Origin of the sequence: Streptomyces sp. NPDC052012 (assembly GCF_040689265.1) — a bacterium.
GTDB lineage: Bacteria > Actinomycetota > Actinomycetes > Streptomycetales > Streptomycetaceae > Streptomyces.
In genome coordinates this window covers 102,057-115,682 of record NZ_JBFAXA010000026.1, presented here as the reverse complement: position 1 = coordinate 115,682, position 13,626 = coordinate 102,057, and the positions used below count along the sequence as shown (strand labels likewise).

At 71.6% G+C, this 13,626-nt stretch carries 14 protein-coding genes; 9 read left to right on the top strand and 5 right to left on the bottom strand.

The genetic code is table 11. The features are described from left to right. Nucleotides 1-1,353, top strand: a 1,353-nt coding sequence (gene groL, locus AB0412_RS30460; RefSeq protein WP_366405811.1) for a chaperonin GroEL, incomplete at its 5' end; no start/stop codon positions are given. A gap of 79 nt (nucleotides 1,354-1,432) precedes the next feature. Here groL and AB0412_RS30455 read toward each other — a convergent pair. The 3 genes from AB0412_RS30455 to AB0412_RS30445 all read right to left on the bottom strand — a co-directional run bounded on the left by AB0412_RS30455 (nucleotide 1,433) and on the right by AB0412_RS30445 (nucleotide 3,850). Continuing rightward, nucleotides 1,433-2,050, bottom strand: a complete 618-nt coding sequence (locus AB0412_RS30455; RefSeq protein ID WP_366405810.1) for a TetR/AcrR family transcriptional regulator C-terminal ligand-binding domain-containing protein — start codon at nucleotides 2,048-2,050, stop codon at nucleotides 1,433-1,435. A 93-nt stretch (nucleotides 2,051-2,143) separates the two neighbouring features. Beyond that, nucleotides 2,144-3,043: an SDR family NAD(P)-dependent oxidoreductase gene (locus tag AB0412_RS30450; protein WP_366405809.1), complete on the bottom strand. Its 900-nt coding sequence runs from the start codon at nucleotides 3,041-3,043 to the stop codon at nucleotides 2,144-2,146. Between the two features lie 66 nt (nucleotides 3,044-3,109). Next, nucleotides 3,110-3,850, bottom strand: a complete 741-nt coding sequence (locus AB0412_RS30445; protein WP_366405808.1) for an SDR family oxidoreductase — start codon at nucleotides 3,848-3,850, stop codon at nucleotides 3,110-3,112. A 375-nt stretch (nucleotides 3,851-4,225) separates the two neighbouring features. Between AB0412_RS30445 and AB0412_RS30440 the strand changes: the two genes are divergently transcribed. Together AB0412_RS30440 and AB0412_RS30435 are read left to right on the top strand one after the other, a co-directional pair. Next, entirely contained in the window at nucleotides 4,226-5,425 is a 1,200-nt protein-coding gene (locus tag AB0412_RS30440) for an FAD-dependent oxidoreductase (protein WP_366405807.1), read from the top strand. Nucleotides 5,426-5,463: 38 nt separating this feature from the next. Then, the gene (locus AB0412_RS30435) at nucleotides 5,464-6,417 is read left to right on the top strand and encodes a sigma-70 family RNA polymerase sigma factor (RefSeq protein WP_366405806.1); all 954 of its coding nucleotides are present in this window, start codon (nucleotides 5,464-5,466) and stop codon (nucleotides 6,415-6,417) included. Between the two features lie 117 nt (nucleotides 6,418-6,534). Here AB0412_RS30435 and AB0412_RS30430 read toward each other — a convergent pair whose 3' ends face one another. Then, the gene (locus tag AB0412_RS30430; RefSeq protein ID WP_366405805.1) at nucleotides 6,535-7,509 is read right to left on the bottom strand and encodes a hypothetical protein; all 975 of its coding nucleotides are present in this window, start codon (nucleotides 7,507-7,509) and stop codon (nucleotides 6,535-6,537) included. Here AB0412_RS30430 and AB0412_RS30425 point away from each other — a divergent pair. The 5 genes from AB0412_RS30425 (at nucleotide 7,508) to AB0412_RS30405 (ending at nucleotide 11,066) form a co-directional block, all read left to right on the top strand. Beyond that, nucleotides 7,508-7,654, top strand: coding sequence for a hypothetical protein (locus AB0412_RS30425; RefSeq protein ID WP_366405804.1), 147 nt, complete (start codon nucleotides 7,508-7,510; stop codon nucleotides 7,652-7,654). The two genes, AB0412_RS30430 and AB0412_RS30425, sit on opposite strands and share 2 nt — an antisense overlap. A gap of 171 nt (nucleotides 7,655-7,825) precedes the next feature. Beyond that, nucleotides 7,826-8,230, top strand: a complete 405-nt coding sequence (locus tag AB0412_RS30420) for a DUF6153 family protein (RefSeq protein WP_366405803.1) — start codon at nucleotides 7,826-7,828, stop codon at nucleotides 8,228-8,230. A gap of 113 nt (nucleotides 8,231-8,343) precedes the next feature. Next, on the top strand, nucleotides 8,344-8,982 hold the full coding sequence (locus AB0412_RS30415; protein ID WP_366405802.1) for a DUF305 domain-containing protein: 639 nt from the start codon (nucleotides 8,344-8,346) through the stop codon (nucleotides 8,980-8,982). A 123-nt stretch (nucleotides 8,983-9,105) separates the two neighbouring features. Further along, nucleotides 9,106-10,095 (top strand): aminoglycoside phosphotransferase family protein, encoded by a 990-nt coding sequence (locus AB0412_RS30410; RefSeq protein WP_366405801.1) that lies wholly within the window; start codon nucleotides 9,106-9,108, stop codon nucleotides 10,093-10,095. A 185-nt stretch (nucleotides 10,096-10,280) separates the two neighbouring features. Next, nucleotides 10,281-11,066: a GPP34 family phosphoprotein gene (locus AB0412_RS30405; RefSeq protein WP_366405800.1), complete on the top strand. Its 786-nt coding sequence runs from the start codon at nucleotides 10,281-10,283 to the stop codon at nucleotides 11,064-11,066. Nucleotides 11,067-11,071: 5 nt separating this feature from the next. Here AB0412_RS30405 and AB0412_RS30400 read toward each other — a convergent pair whose 3' ends face one another. Next, a complete protein-coding gene (locus AB0412_RS30400; protein WP_366405799.1) occupies nucleotides 11,072-12,562 on the bottom strand; it encodes a PQQ-binding-like beta-propeller repeat protein in 1,491 nt (496 codons plus the stop codon). 298 nt (nucleotides 12,563-12,860) lie between these two features. On the opposite strand from AB0412_RS30400, the gene AB0412_RS30395 reads away from it, so the two are divergent. Beyond that, nucleotides 12,861-13,505 (top strand): hypothetical protein, encoded by a 645-nt coding sequence (locus AB0412_RS30395; RefSeq protein ID WP_366405798.1) that lies wholly within the window; start codon nucleotides 12,861-12,863, stop codon nucleotides 13,503-13,505. Nucleotides 13,506-13,626 lie beyond the last annotated feature (121 nt).

Below are 13,626 nucleotides of genomic sequence, written 5' to 3'. Positions count from 1 at the left end.
ACCACCGCGACCGTTCTCGCCCAGGCCCTGGTGCGCGAGGGTCTGCGCAACGTGGCCGCCGGCGCCAACCCGATGGCTCTGAAGCGCGGTATCGACAAGGCCGTCGAAGCGGTCTCGGGCGCCCTGCTCGAGCAGGCCAAGGAACTGGAGACCAAGGACGAGATCGCCAACACCGCGGCCGTGTCCGCCGGCGGCGACCGGGTGATCGGCGAACTGATCGCCGAGGCCATGGACAAGGTCGGCAAGGAAGGCGTCATCACCGTCGAGGAGAGCAACACCTTCGGCCTGGAGCTGGAGCTCACCGAGGGCATGCGCTTCGACAAGGGATACATCTCGCCCTACTTCGTCAGCGACCCCGAACGCATGGAAGCGGTCCTGGAGGACCCGTACGTCCTGCTCGTCGGCTCCAAGATCACCGCGGTGAGGGACCTGCTGCCCTTGCTGGAGCAGGTGATGAAGGAGAGCCGGCCGCTGCTGATCATCGCCGAGGACGTCGAGGGCGAGGCACTGGCGACCCTGGTCGTCAACAAGATCCGCGGCACCTTCAAGTCCGTCGCCGTCAAGGCCCCGGGCTTCGGTGACCGCCGCAAGGCCATGCTGCAGGACATGGCGATCCTCACCGGCGCCACGGTCGTCTCGGAGGAGGTCGGCCTCAAGCTGGAGAACGCGGATCTGGAGGTGCTGGGCCGCGCCCGCAAGGTGGTCGTCACCAAGGACGACACCACCATCGTGGAAGGCGCCGGCGACGGATCGGCGATCCAGGGGCGGGTGAAGCAGATCCGCGCCGAGATCGAGCGCTCCGACTCCGACTACGACCGCGAGAAGCTCCAGGAGCGCCTGGCCAAGCTCGCCGGCGGCGTGGCCGTGATCAAGGCCGGTGCCGCCACCGAGGTGGAGCTCAAGGAGCGCAAGCACCGCATCGAGGACGCCGTCCGTAACGCGAAGGCCGCCGTCGAGGAAGGCATCGTGCCCGGCGGTGGCGTGGCCCTGCTCCAGGCGTCGGAGAAGGCGTTCGAGAAGCTGGAGTTGGACGACGACGAGCACACCGGCGCGGAGATGGTGCGCCGCGCGGTGACCGCTCCTCTGCAGCAGATCGCCCGCAACGCGGGTCTGGAGGGCGGCGTCGTGGTGGAGAAGGTCCGTACCCTGCCGGTCGGCCACGGTCTGAACGCGGCGACCGGCGAGTGGGTCGACATGCTGGCCGCCGGGATCATCGACCCCGTGAAGGTCACCCGCTCCGCCCTGCAGAACGCCGCCTCCATCGCCGGTCTGTTCCTCACCACCGAAGCCGTGATCGCCGACAAGCCCCAGGAGAAGGAGGCAGCTCCCGCGGCAGCAGGCGCCGATCTGTGACCGTCGCTGCGGGCGGCGACAGACCGGAGCGGGTGTCGGCGGCCGAAACGGGCTGTCGGCATCCGCTCGGCCGCGTGATTCACGAGGGAGTGATGCCGTCGATCAGGTTCGAGACCAGGGCGACGACGAACTCGTCCGTCACCGGTTCGTCGGGGATCAGCAGACGGTGGTACACGGCGCCCCACAGCTGGTCGACCAGGACCTGCACGTCGACGTCGTCCCGGATCTGCCCCTGCTCCTTCGCCCGCGTCAGTCGCTCTCCGGCCAGGCGTCGCCGTTCGGAGGAGTAGAGCGAGCGGAAGGCCTTGGCCAGATCCTCGTCGGTCTGGGACTGGCCCACCAGCTCGGTCACCACGCGCCCGGCCGGTGTCCGCGTCATGATCCGCACGAACGCGCGCAGCTGGCTCAGGAGGTCGGCGCGGATGTCGCCGGTGTCGTCGAAGGCGAGGGTCTCCTCGACGGCGTGGAAGTAGCCGTCCAGTGCGAGGGCCCCTTTGGAGGGCCACCACTTGTAGAGGGTCGTCTTGCTGACACCCGCCAGGCGGGCCACCCGCTCGAAGGTCAGGTCGGCGATTCCCTCGTTCAGGAGCACCTCGCCGACCGCACGGAAGACGTCCGCGCGGACCTCGTCGGCCGGGCGCCGTCCCCGCCCGCGAGCCGGGCGCTCGTCGGCGCCGCCGGCCGTCTTCGTCACCATGTCCTCCTCGATAGTTCTGGGACCGGATCAGTCTAGGAACACCTCAAGTCGCCGCGCGGTGCGGGCACCCGGCCCACCCGACCGCCCGCAGCGTCACGAACCTGTGCCCTTGACGTGGAGGAGCTCGCCGAAGCCGAGGCGGGTGAGGAAATCCTCCTGGGCGCGGCGCAGGACCTCGTTGACCTCTTCGACACCGGCCTGGCTGAAGTCGACGACGGTCCGGAAGGGGCGAGTGCCGGCCGGAAGAGCGAGCACCCGGGTGATCTCCTCGGCGACGGCACGCGGATGCGCGTACACGCCCGGCGGGAAGAGCGCCTCGGTGGCCTCCTCGTTGCGGGCGACCATCGAGTCCAGAACGCCGTACGCACGGGTCCGCTCCTCGTCACCGGCGCGGTCGGCGTTGGGGAAATGCTCGGTCCCCTGGGTGAAGGGTCCCGGCATCACGATGGTGGTCTCGATGCCCAACTGGCCGACTTCGTACGCCGTGACCTGGGCCAGCGCGTCGGCGGCGGACTTCGACGCCACGTAGGGGCCGAGGAAGGGCGGTACCACGACCGAGGTCGTGCTGCCGACGTGGACCAGCGTGCCGGAGCGCCGTTCCCGCATGTGGGGGAGGGCCGCGCGGTTGACGCGCTGGATGCCGAGGGCGTTGATGTCGAAGAGGCGCTGGATGTCCTCAGGGGTGAACGCCTCGACGTAACCGACGTAGAGGTGCCCGGCGTTGTGCACGACCGTGTCGAGCCGGCCGGCCTCGTCGAGGACGGTGGCGACGGCCGCCTCGGCCGAGGCCTCGGACTGCACGTCGAGTTCGACGACGCGCAGGTCCTGCCCCTCACGGCGGCCGAGGTCCAGCAGTTCCTCGGCGCGGTCGGCGTTGCGCCCGCGCACGTCGCGCATGCTGGCGTACACGGTGTGGCCGGCGGCCGCGAGGGCGCGGGCGGTGAGGTTTCCGATGCCGGTGGCGACACCGGTGATGAGAACGACGGATGACATGGGCCGGTCCTGTTCAGGGGAGTGCTACCGGACGAGGGAGCGGGGCCGCGCGGCGGGCCTGCGCGTTCAGGCGAGGCCGCCGTTGGTGTAGAGCACCTGGCCGTTGACCCAGCGGGCGGGGCCTGCGAGGAAGGCGACCGACTCGGCGACGTCCTGCGGTTCGCCGAGGCGCTCCAGCGGGGTCGCCTCGGCGAAGCCGGCGATCGTGGCCTCGTCCTTGCCCTCGAGGAAGAGCGGCGTGGCGATCGGTCCCGGCGCGACGGTGTTGACTGTGATGTCCCTGCCGCGCAGTTCGCGCGCGAGGATCAGCGTGATGCCCTGCACGGCGGCCTTGGTGGCGACGTAGGCGCCGTAGCCGGGCAGTTGGGTGCGCGTGACGGACGTCGACACGTTGATGATCGCGCCGCCCTCGCGGACGCGGCGGGCGGCCTGCTGGGAGACGACGAAGGTGCCGCGGAGGTTCGTGCGGTACATCCGGTCCAGGTCGTCCAGGTCCAGCGCGGCGATCGGCGCGAGCTTCATGATGCCGGCGGTGTTGACCACCACGTCGATCCCGCCGAACGCCGCCTCGACGGCGTCGAAGACACCTTCCATGGCCTTCTCGTCGGCCACGTCGCCGCCGACCGCGAGCGCCTGGCCGCCGGACGCGCTGATCTCCTCGGCGAGGTCCGTCGCCTTGGCCTTGTTGCCGGCGTAGTGCACGGCGAGCGCGAAGCCGTCGGCGGCGAGCTTCTCGACGACTGCCTTGCCGATGCCGCCGGAGCCGCCGGTGACGAGCGCGACGCGGGGGGTGGATGAGGGGGTCATGGGACTTCTCCTCTACGAGATGTGGACGCTGAGTCCATATAAGCAAAATATGAACGGCACGTCCATATCTGGCTCAAGATTCTTTGCCGCGAGTTTCTCCGTCTCACTCACGGACCAGGAGCCCCGGCGAATCAGAAGACCCGTTCGGCCGTCGTGCGGAACCGGGCCCGGTACACCGTGGGAGACACACCCCACCGTGGGGGACACACCCGCGGCGTGCTGGAACACGCGTCGCAGTCGTGAGCATCGCCGGGCGGCGCTCCTCCCCCTATGTGACCCATGACACATCCCGTTCCTGTCAGCAATCGGCGCGCTGCTCCGCTCAACCCACGCAGAGCAAGCGAGCAGAGCGAGCGAACCGACAGGAGCAGACACATGAAGCACCGCATCGTCGTCCTCGGCGCCGGCTACGGCGGGTCCTTCGCGGCCGGGATCCTGGCGCGCCGGCTGTCCCCGGCGGACACCGAGATCACCGTGATCAACGCCGAGCCGGACTTCGTCCAGCGGCTGCGGCTGCACCAGTTCGCCGTCGGTCAGGAGGTCGAGACCCCCAAGCTCGCCGACGTCTTCGCGGGCTCGGGGATACGGCTGCGCCTGGCTCGGGTCACCGCCGTGGACCCCGACCGCCGGGTCGTCACCGTGGCCGACGCCGACGGCGGCGGCGAGATCGGCTACGACACGCTGCTGTACGCCCTCGGCAGCCACGTCGCCGACAGCGGCGTCCCCGGCGTGGCCGAGCACGCCTTCGACGTCACCGGCCGGCCCTCGGCGCTGCGTCTGCGCGAGCGGCTGGACACCCTGGACAAGCGGGCTGAGGGCGGAAATGTGCTGGTCGTCGGCGACGGACTGACCGGCATCGAGACCGCCACCGAGATCGCCGAGTCCCGGCCCGGCCTGGCGGTGACGCTGGTCGCCCGCCACGAGCTGGGCGCACGCCTGTCCGCCGGGGCCCGCAGTCACCTGCGCCGGGCCTGCGACCGGCTGGGCATCACCGTCGTGGAGCACACCAGCGTCGAAGCCGTCGAGGCGACACGGGTGCTGTGCGCCGACGGGACGGTCCTGGCGTCGGACGCGACCGTGTGGACGGCCGGGTTCGCGGTCCATCCGATCGCCGCGGTCAGTGGGCTGGAGGTCACCGAGACCGGGCAGATCGTCGTCGATCGCACCATGCGCTCGGTCTCGCACCCGAACGTCTACGCCGTCGGCGACGCCGCGTACGCCCTCGGCGACAACGGCCGTCCGCTGCCGATGTCCTGCGCGTCGGCCGGCGCCACCGGCCGGCAGGCCACGGAGGCCATCGTGGGGCGTCTGACCGGCCGTAAGGTCACGGACATCAAGCTGGTCTACGTGGGCAACCACATCAGTCTCGGGCGGCGGGACGGCATCCTGCAGCTGGTCGACGGCGAAGGGCGGGCGAAGCCGAAATACCTGGGCGGCCGGAAGGCCGCGCGGATCAAGGCGGGCGTCCTGAAGATGTCGCTGTGGGGCGTCATGCACCCGACCTTCGGCATGCCCAAGCGGCGGCGCCGCCTGACCGCCGCGCCGGAGGTGGCGGCCGAGAAGGCGTTCGTGTAAGAGCCCGGTCCGGCTCAGTCACCCCATAGGGTGATCGTGTGGACAGCACCGCGACTGATCGCTTCGACACCAGTCGGTTCGAGGCCAGCCGGAACCGGCTGGCCTCACTGGCGTACCGGCTGCTGGGTTCCGCCGCCGACGCCGAGGACGCCGTGCAGGACGCGTTCCTGCACTGGCAGGCCGCCGACCGGCAACGGATCAAGGTACCGGAGGCATGGCTGACCAAGGTCGTCACCAACCTGTGCCTCGACCGGCTCCGCTCGGCGCAGGCCCGCCGCGAACGCAGCGCCGGTGCATGGCTTCCCGAACCGCTCCTCGACGGCGACCCGATGCTCGGCCCGGCCGACACCTTCGAGCAGCGTGAATCGGTCTCCCTGGCCGTGCTGACGCTCATGGAGCGCCTGTCCCCGGTCGAGCGGGCCGTCTACGTCCTGCGCGAAGCGTTCTCCTACAGCCACGCCGAGATCGCCGAGATCCTCGACATCACCGAGTCCACCAGTCAGCAGCACCTCCACCGGGCCCGGCGCCGCATCACCGCCGCGCGCCGCCGCGGGGGCGAGGTCGACCCCGCCTCCGCCCGCAGGATCGTCGAGGAGTTCCTCTCCGCCGCCACCTCGGGCCGCACCGAACGGCTGGTGGCGCTGCTCACCGACGACGCGACCGCGATCTCCGACGGCGCGGGTCTGAGCAGGACGCTCCTGCGGTTCGACACCCCGGAGCGCGTCGCCGCCGTCGCCCGGGCCGGCTTCCGCCCCACCTCCGCGAAACGGCGATTCGCCGGCGGCACGCCCGCCCTCCACTACGCGGTCGTCAACGGCGCCCCCGCCCTCCTCGCAGTGGTCGGCGACCAGGTCGTGGGAACCGTCACCTTCGACCTCACCGACGGCAAGATCGCCACCGTGCGCGGCATCGCCACCCCCGCCCGCCTCGTCCGCATCACCGACGCCTGGCGGCAGCACGAAGCGGACACGCCGCTCATCCCCGAGTGGTGACCCGACGCGGACCACTCCTCGAGCGGCGTGCCTCCACGGGCCGCGGTGACGCCGGACCGGTCACCGCGACCCCCCTGGAGGCTCACCTCCGCACCACAGGTCCTGCCCCGCGTTACGTCACCCGCCGGCGAAGGACGTGACGGCGACCGCGACGTCGTGCTCGGCCTCCGACAACCGGCGGCGGAGCCGGCGAATCAACGCGTCCCTCTGGCGCACGTCCGACTCCTGCTCACGCTCGGCCGCCAGAAGCGCGGCCTCTGCCCGGTCGAGCTGATCCTCGAGGTCGGCGCACTCGGACGTGGCCCGCTCGAGGGCGCGTCTCGCGTCCTCCAGCTCACGCTCCTGGACCCGGATCCGGCGCCGCAGGCTGTCACATTCCTGCTCGGACCGGCGCTGCTCCTCCCTGAGGGAGACCAGAGCGGTTGCCGACCGCTTCTGCTGGGCCCTGTCCTCTTCTTCCAGCTCGAGTATGCGAACTTCCAGCTCATGGGTCCGCTGTTGCAGCTCGGCAACGCCGGCCGAGGCCTGGAGCACAGTGGCTGCCGCGTTCTCCCTCTCGTAGAGAACGCCTTCCAGACGGTCGCTGAGGATCTGGACCCGGTACCGCTCCGGGTGGGTCGATTCCAGGGCATGCAGGTGGATCTCGTAGCACCGGCTGCGGACCTCGGGACTGACACGTCCGGGGTGAGCATCCTCCACGGCATCGAGGAGGGCGTCCACGATGGCCTTGTCGGGAATCCGCTCGCCCTGCAGCCACCTGGTCAGATTGGACGGGTCGTAGTGCCGTTTCACCGCGAAATCCCGCACGCCGTTGCCGCTTTCCGCCAGCAGGTGCCGCAGCAGCTTGGCCAGGACGTACTGCCCAGGGGTCAGACCCCGTTTGACGGGGCTCCTCAGTGATTTCGGCTCCTTCCAGCCGGCTCCCGGGTCCAACGGGTTCTCCACCGGCCGCCGTCCACTTTCAAGATCTGTCATCTTCGCCCCGAAGCAGAAGTGTTGAGCAACATGCCGTTGACAGCATGCAACACCCGGTTGCTCGAAATGCTGCTGTTGTCCGAGCCCGCCGGCCGGATTCAGCGGAAGGAGAAGCATGTCCGAGCAGTCACAAGCCCCCTGCGAACCGACGCCGCGGAACGAGGGCGCACGACGGTGGAGCCGCATCCCCGCCCTCGCGGCCGAGACGATCAGGATCGTCCTGCACGCGGTCGCCATCGCCGTGACCATCCTCGATCACTGAGAGCCCGTTCCCCATGGATGCCACCGGGCCCCGGCCCGTCGCCACGGAAGGCGGCCGCCCCGTGGCATACGGCGCCGCACAGACCCATGCAGGCAAGGCCGGAAGGGTGGGGGATGCGCCACCTGGCCGGTGCGCCTCGCCCGGTGCGGGTGGCCCCGTACGATGACTTCCGTGACCAGGAGCACCCGATCGAGCAGCCGCCCCACCGGGCGGCTGCTCGTGTTGCTGGTCCTGGCGGTACTGGCCGGTGTGGTGGGTATGCACGGACTGGCTCCGGGTGCGGCCGTGGCGGCGCAGGCGGGGGCCGGTCACGAGATGGTGATGGCCGCTGCTGACGGCGTACCGCACGCGGACGGGGGATGCTCGCACACCGACGGCGGACCGGGGCATCTCGATCACGCCGATGCCATGTGTGCGGCCGCCGGTACCAGTTCGGCCTACACGCCGCCGGCGCTGGCCGCCGGCACGGTGCTGCACGCGCCCGCCGCCCCGGGTCCCCTCGCGGCGGCCACCGGCTCGTCCCATGACGGACGCGCCCCACCGGACCTTTCCGAGCTGCAGCTTCTACGGATCTAGAGCGGCCCGCTCGGCACTCCTTGCGCCCCGTGGCGCGGGTGCCGTGCCCTCGCACGCCCTCCATCCGATCCACCGCGCGCTGCGACTGGCGCGCGTGAAGGAGTTGCACCACCATGATCCGCAAGCGTTCACTGCTCCGTCGTACCGCGGTCGTTGCCGCCGCGGGCGCGGCAGCGTTCGTCCTGGCCGCCTGTGGCGGCGAGGGCGACGACTCCGCCGGACACGGCGGCCACGACAACGGCACCGCTTCCGCCCCTGCCTCCACCTCTGCACAGGCGTCGCAGGGGCAGCACAACGCGGCCGATGTCGCCTTCGCCAAGGGGATGATCCCGCATCATCGCCAGGCCGTGGAGATGGCCGACCTCGCGCCCGAGCGGGCCCAGTCGGCCGAGGTGAAGAAGCTCGCCGCCGGCATCAAGAAGGCCCAGGACCCGGAGATCAAGAAGCTGTCGGGCTGGCTGACCTCCTGGGGCGAGGAGGTGCCCGCCGAGGGTGCCATGGACCACTCCGCGCACGGCACGGGCGGAATGATGACGGCCGAGGAGATGACCGAGCTCGAGAACGCCTCGGGCGAGGCGTTCGACACCGCCTTCATGGAAATGATGATCAAGCATCATGAAGGCGCGGTCGAGATGGCCAAGGCCGAGCAGGCCGACGGCGCCTACGCCCCGGCCAAGAAGATGGCCGGACAGATCATCACCTCGCAGAGCGCGGAGATCGAGCAGATGAACAAGCTGCTCGGCAGGAACTGACCGACCGCGAGCACGGGGCGGGCACGACCGGTGCCCGCCCCACCCGCCTCACCGCACCGCCTGCCGTACTCGCCTCCAACGAGTCAGGCGCACGCGCACCTGACCGGGGGATAGGGTCGGCGGATGCGCCAGTTCACGGACGGTGAAGCCCTGTCAGAGATCGTGCACGAGGCCCTGGGGGCGGGAGCCCGCATCGCCGGAGCGGACCGGTTGCGCGGGGGCAGCAAGAAGGGGGTCTACCGGGTTCACACGGACGGATCACGCGCAGCGAGTGTGATCGTCTACAGCTGGGCCGAGGCCGAGAACTTCTGGCCGGCAGCGGAAGCCGCCGACGCGGCGCACCCGTTCGCTCCTGCCTCCGGTCTGGTTCCTTTCCTGGCCGCCCAGCGGAGGCTGGACGGCCTCGGAGTCCGGGTCCCGGAGCTGCTTCTGGCTGACGACAGCCGACGCCGCTACCCGGCGGACGTGGCAGTTGTCGAGGACGTTGCCGGCGGCACTCTGGAAGCGCTGCTGAAGACGGATCCGGCACGCGCGTCAGATGCCTTGAGCGAGCTGGCCGCAATGCTCGACGTGATGCACCAGCAGCACAGTCGGCACTACGGCAGGGTGGATGTGCTCGACCGGGGCGGCGCGGCGAGTGGCGAATCATGCGAGCGACTCGTGCTCGAGCGTGCCCTCGAGGATCTCGCCGAGGCGGCCGAACGTGACGCCAGGATCGGATCAGCCGCGGCCTCTCTGCACGATCGCCTGCAGGAGCTGGCCGCACGAGTGGCTCCGCGCGCGCAGCACGGACTGATCCACGGCGAACTCGGGCCCGACCACGTCCTGGTCGATGCCGCCGGACACCCCGTCCTCATCGACATCGAGGGCCTGATGTACTTCGACGTCGAGTGGGAGCACGTGTTCCTCCAGCTCCGCTTCGGCGACCAGTACCCGGCCTTGTCACGCCCTGGGCTCGATCCGGCACGCCTCGACCTCTACATGCTCGCGATGCGCCTCTCCCTGGTCGCCGGTCCCCTGCGCCTTCTCGACGGCGACTTCCCGCACCGCGCGGTGATGCAGGAAATCGCCGAGCACAATGCGAAGGAAGCGCTGGCCCTGTTGACTCAGTAGCGCGGTGACTCCAGGACCGGACCTGGCCGGGCCTGCCGCACGGGCATCGCGCCGTCCCCACCGCCTGCGCCGGGCCGGCGCGCCCGCGGCCCGGGGTTCCCAGTGGCTCTTCCAGCCGGTTCCCAGGGTGTCACCGGCGTCCGCCTCGATGGTGAAGTCCTCATCCGCCGGGTCAGGAGACGGACATGTACGACGGACCTCCCACCACCCTTCCCGAGGACCTGCTTCTGCTGCTCGCCCATCCGCGCAGCGGAGTGCTGAGGCCGCCCCGGCACTTCGGCCGGGTCCTCGGCGGAGCGGTGCTCACCGAGCTGATGCTCACCGGTGCGATCAGCGTCGACGACACCCGCATTCTCACGGTGCGCAAAGTGCGGCCCGCCGACCCGTTCGCCGGCCGGGTGCTGAACCGGATGCTGCGGACCAGGAAGGACGCACGCTCCATGCGGCTGGAGCGGTGGGTGCACAGGGCGTCCGGCGACCGGATCGTCCAGGTGTATCTGGACGCCCTCGCCGAGCGGGGAGTGGTGCGGCGCCACACCCCTTCCTTCCTCGGCCTGTTCGCGTCGGCCACGTGGCGGGCGGTGGACCCGGGCGGGCATGCCGATCTCGTCGCGCGGATCGACCGCGCCGTACGGCCCAAGGCGCACGGGGCGGTGCCCGGACCGCCGGACGTGCGCGGCCCGCACCTGGCGGCCCTGGCCGGGGTGAGCCGGCTGAACCGTCGTCTGGACGCCGAGTGGTGGCGCCTGGGCATACGGATCCTGCTGCGGGACCTCACCCGCGCCACTCCGATCGCCGAGGCCACCCGCAGGGTCGTCCAGGCCGACCGGCGCCGCGGTGGCGGCGGTGGCGACTGGAACCCCGGCGAGTGGACCAGCCCCGTCTCGGGCAACGAGGGCTGGAGCGACGGCGGCGGGGGCGGAAGCGACGGGGGCGGAGGCGGGGGTGACGGTGGAGGCGGCGGTGACTGACGCGGTCAGGAGCCCGGGCCGAGTACCCAGCCCGTGGCGCTGCGGTCCAGGCCCAGCAGGCCGCCGGCGTACGGGTGGAGGGAGGGGTCCGGGCCGGGGGAGTCCTCGATGTGGAGGCGGTCGGGGACGTCGGTCTGCCACAGCGGGCGGCCCTCGGCGGTGAGGTCGTACGCGTACAGCGTCGCCTGCTCGCCGTCCGGCACCCACGGCAGGACGTGGACGACCGTGTCGGTGAGCACCGCCTGGACGTGCGCGGCGGGCAGCGGGATCCGCAGCGGGGCGTCGGCCAGTGCCGGTGTGTCGCCCCAGACCGTGAGGACGCGGCCGGAGCCGTCCCTCTCCTCCACCGCCGCGGCCACGACGCCGTCCGCGGTACGGACGACGTGTTCGAGCTTCTGGCGTGCCCCGTCCGCGGGTGCCGGGACCGGCTGGGTCCGTTCGATACCGCGCGGGCCGGTGAACGCGAGCCCGCCCCGGTAGTGGACGAGCGCCCGGTCCTCGCCCAGCGGGTGGACCGACTGCACCCGGCCGGGCAGGCTGCCCCGCCAGCGCCGTTCACCGGTGGCCGTGTCCAGCGCCGTCACGGTGCCGTCCGCCGCCGCCTGGACGAGCAGCAGCTCCCCGGCCAGGAACACCGGCTCGGACACCGCCTTGCGGGGATCTCCCAGACGGGCGCCGGTGTCCGTACGCCACACCTCCCGGCCGCCGGCCGCCTCGTACGCGAAGACCTCCGAGCCCAGCCGACCGTAGACGCGGGTGCCGTCCTGCGCGTAGTCGGTGGTACGGGCACGGACCAGCCGCTTGCCGGTGGCCGTGGAGTGGATCTCGACATGACGGTCCGCCACGGTCGACGAGCCGTTCACCCGCGGCTTCTTCGTGGTGCGCGTGGCGACGAGCACCTTGCCGTCCGGCGACAGCTCCACGTGCTCGGCGGAGTCGTAAGGGCGCCAGGTGCAGCGCAGCAGCTCCTCGCCCGCCGCCGACAGCAGCCGGAACTCCGAGCGGCGGTCCTCCCCGTGCTGGTGATGGGCGGCCACCACCAGCGGCCCGCCGCCGCCCGCCGGGGCGGAGAGCGTGACGAGCGCATCCACGGGACGGAACGCCTCCCCCAGCGGGGTGCGCCAGTGCCGCGTGACGCCGTCGCCCTCCAGCCGGCCGGACACGAGGTCGCCCTCGGGGTCCACCCGGTACACGACCGGCGCCCCGCCACCGGCGGCGGCCGGGAGCACCAGCGACGGCCCGCCCGGCAGCGTCGCGACCGAGCGGGCCCGCTCCCGCAGCCCGGGTGCCGCCGGTGCGGGAAGGCCGATGCGGGCGGCGGGCGCGTCCACCGCGGCGGCACCGGTGCAGTCGAGTGCCGCCGCGGGCGGCTTCTGCGTCGTACACCCCGTCAGGGCGACCAGCAGCCCGGCCGAGGCTGTCGCCACCCGCCGAAGGCGGCCCCCGCGCACCCGTGCCTCCACGACGTCCCCCATGTCCACGAACTCCCCCGTCATCTCGCAGTCGTCTCCCGCGGCCCCGCACGGCCGGCTCGTCCCGGACCCGGCCATGGCGACCCTGCACCCGCAGCATGGCCGAGGACACCGACGGTGAGCTGGGAGCGGGGGTCCCAGCCGGTTCCCAGGTGATTTCCAGCCACCGGTGGGACGGTCGGTGGGAAGGCGGCCGGTGTTCGTACGAGTACGAGACTGATGCTCCGTCACCCACGGGTGGCGGGTGGCCTCTGTGAGCACCGCCGCCCACGTATCGATCCGGCCGGCGGCGGACCGCCGGTCCTCGGGGGGAGCACGTTCCATGCGCGTTCAGCGTTCCATCGCCCTTACGACGGCCGTACTCGGCCTCGTTCTTCTGAGCGGGTGCCGGACCGACGACGTCGAGGGCGTTCCCGTCGCCCCGTCCGGCTCCGCGTCCGGCGCGGAGTCGACCGCGAGCGCCGAGCCAGCGGAGGAGACCGAGGGCGCCGATCCGACCGCCGACGCGGCCGGGCGGCGCGTGGTCGACGCGGCGACGGCGGGCGGCCTGTCCAAGATGACCGGCGACCGTGCGCCGAGCGACGTGGCCATCGACCCGGGCGAGATGCGCGACGGCATGAACCTGGTGATGAACAACTACGCGTCCGCGGGCGGGGACCCCGTCCTCGTCGTCGCGGTCGACAACGTGCCGGAGGAGACCACCGAGCGCCGCGAACACCTCTGGCGGGGCATGCTCGAGCACATCAAGTGGGACTACGAGCTGGGCCAGCCGGAGGCCCAGCCGGTCGAGGACGCCGGCCCGCTCGGCGGCTCCGTCGAGTGCATGCTGGCCTCGCTCACCGAGGACGGTGACGTCGTCTGCGGCTGGGCCGACGACACCACCGCCGGCGTGGCCCACTTCCCGAACAGCACGCTGCCCGAGGCGGGCAAGCTGTTCGTCACCATGCGGGCCGACCTGGAGAAGTGAGCCCGCGCTTCCCGGTGCCGCCCCCCGCGCGGCACCCGGAAGCCCGTCGAGACAGCGGCGCCGCGCACCGGGCTTCCCCCCTAGGGGGTGTCCGCAAAGTCCCGCCTGCCCTGCGACGCCC

Bases quoted from the DNA above. Each gene is read 5' to 3' on its own strand.
- AB0412_RS30405 (WP_366405800.1), top strand. From the start codon at position 10,281: ATGTACGACGGACCTCCCACCACCCTTCCCGAGGACCTGCTTCTGCTG.
- AB0412_RS30440 (WP_366405807.1), top strand. From the start codon at position 4,226: ATGAAGCACCGCATCGTCGTCCTCGGCGCCGGCTACGGCGGGTCCTTC.
- AB0412_RS30445 (WP_366405808.1), bottom strand. From the start codon at position 3,850: ATGACCCCCTCATCCACCCCCCGCGTCGCGCTCGTCACCGGCGGCTCC.
- AB0412_RS30400 (WP_366405799.1), bottom strand. From the start codon at position 12,562: ATGACGGGGGAGTTCGTGGACATGGGGGACGTCGTGGAGGCACGGGTG.
- AB0412_RS30450 (WP_366405809.1), bottom strand. From the start codon at position 3,043: ATGTCATCCGTCGTTCTCATCACCGGTGTCGCCACCGGCATCGGAAAC.
- AB0412_RS30395 (WP_366405798.1), top strand. From the start codon at position 12,861: ATGCGCGTTCAGCGTTCCATCGCCCTTACGACGGCCGTACTCGGCCTC.
- AB0412_RS30415 (WP_366405802.1), top strand. From the start codon at position 8,344: ATGATCCGCAAGCGTTCACTGCTCCGTCGTACCGCGGTCGTTGCCGCC.
- AB0412_RS30430 (WP_366405805.1), bottom strand. From the start codon at position 7,509: ATGCTTCTCCTTCCGCTGAATCCGGCCGGCGGGCTCGGACAACAGCAG.
- AB0412_RS30425 (WP_366405804.1), top strand. From the start codon at position 7,508: ATGTCCGAGCAGTCACAAGCCCCCTGCGAACCGACGCCGCGGAACGAG.
- AB0412_RS30455 (WP_366405810.1), bottom strand. From the start codon at position 2,050: ATGGTGACGAAGACGGCCGGCGGCGCCGACGAGCGCCCGGCTCGCGGG.
- AB0412_RS30410 (WP_366405801.1), top strand. From the start codon at position 9,106: ATGCGCCAGTTCACGGACGGTGAAGCCCTGTCAGAGATCGTGCACGAG.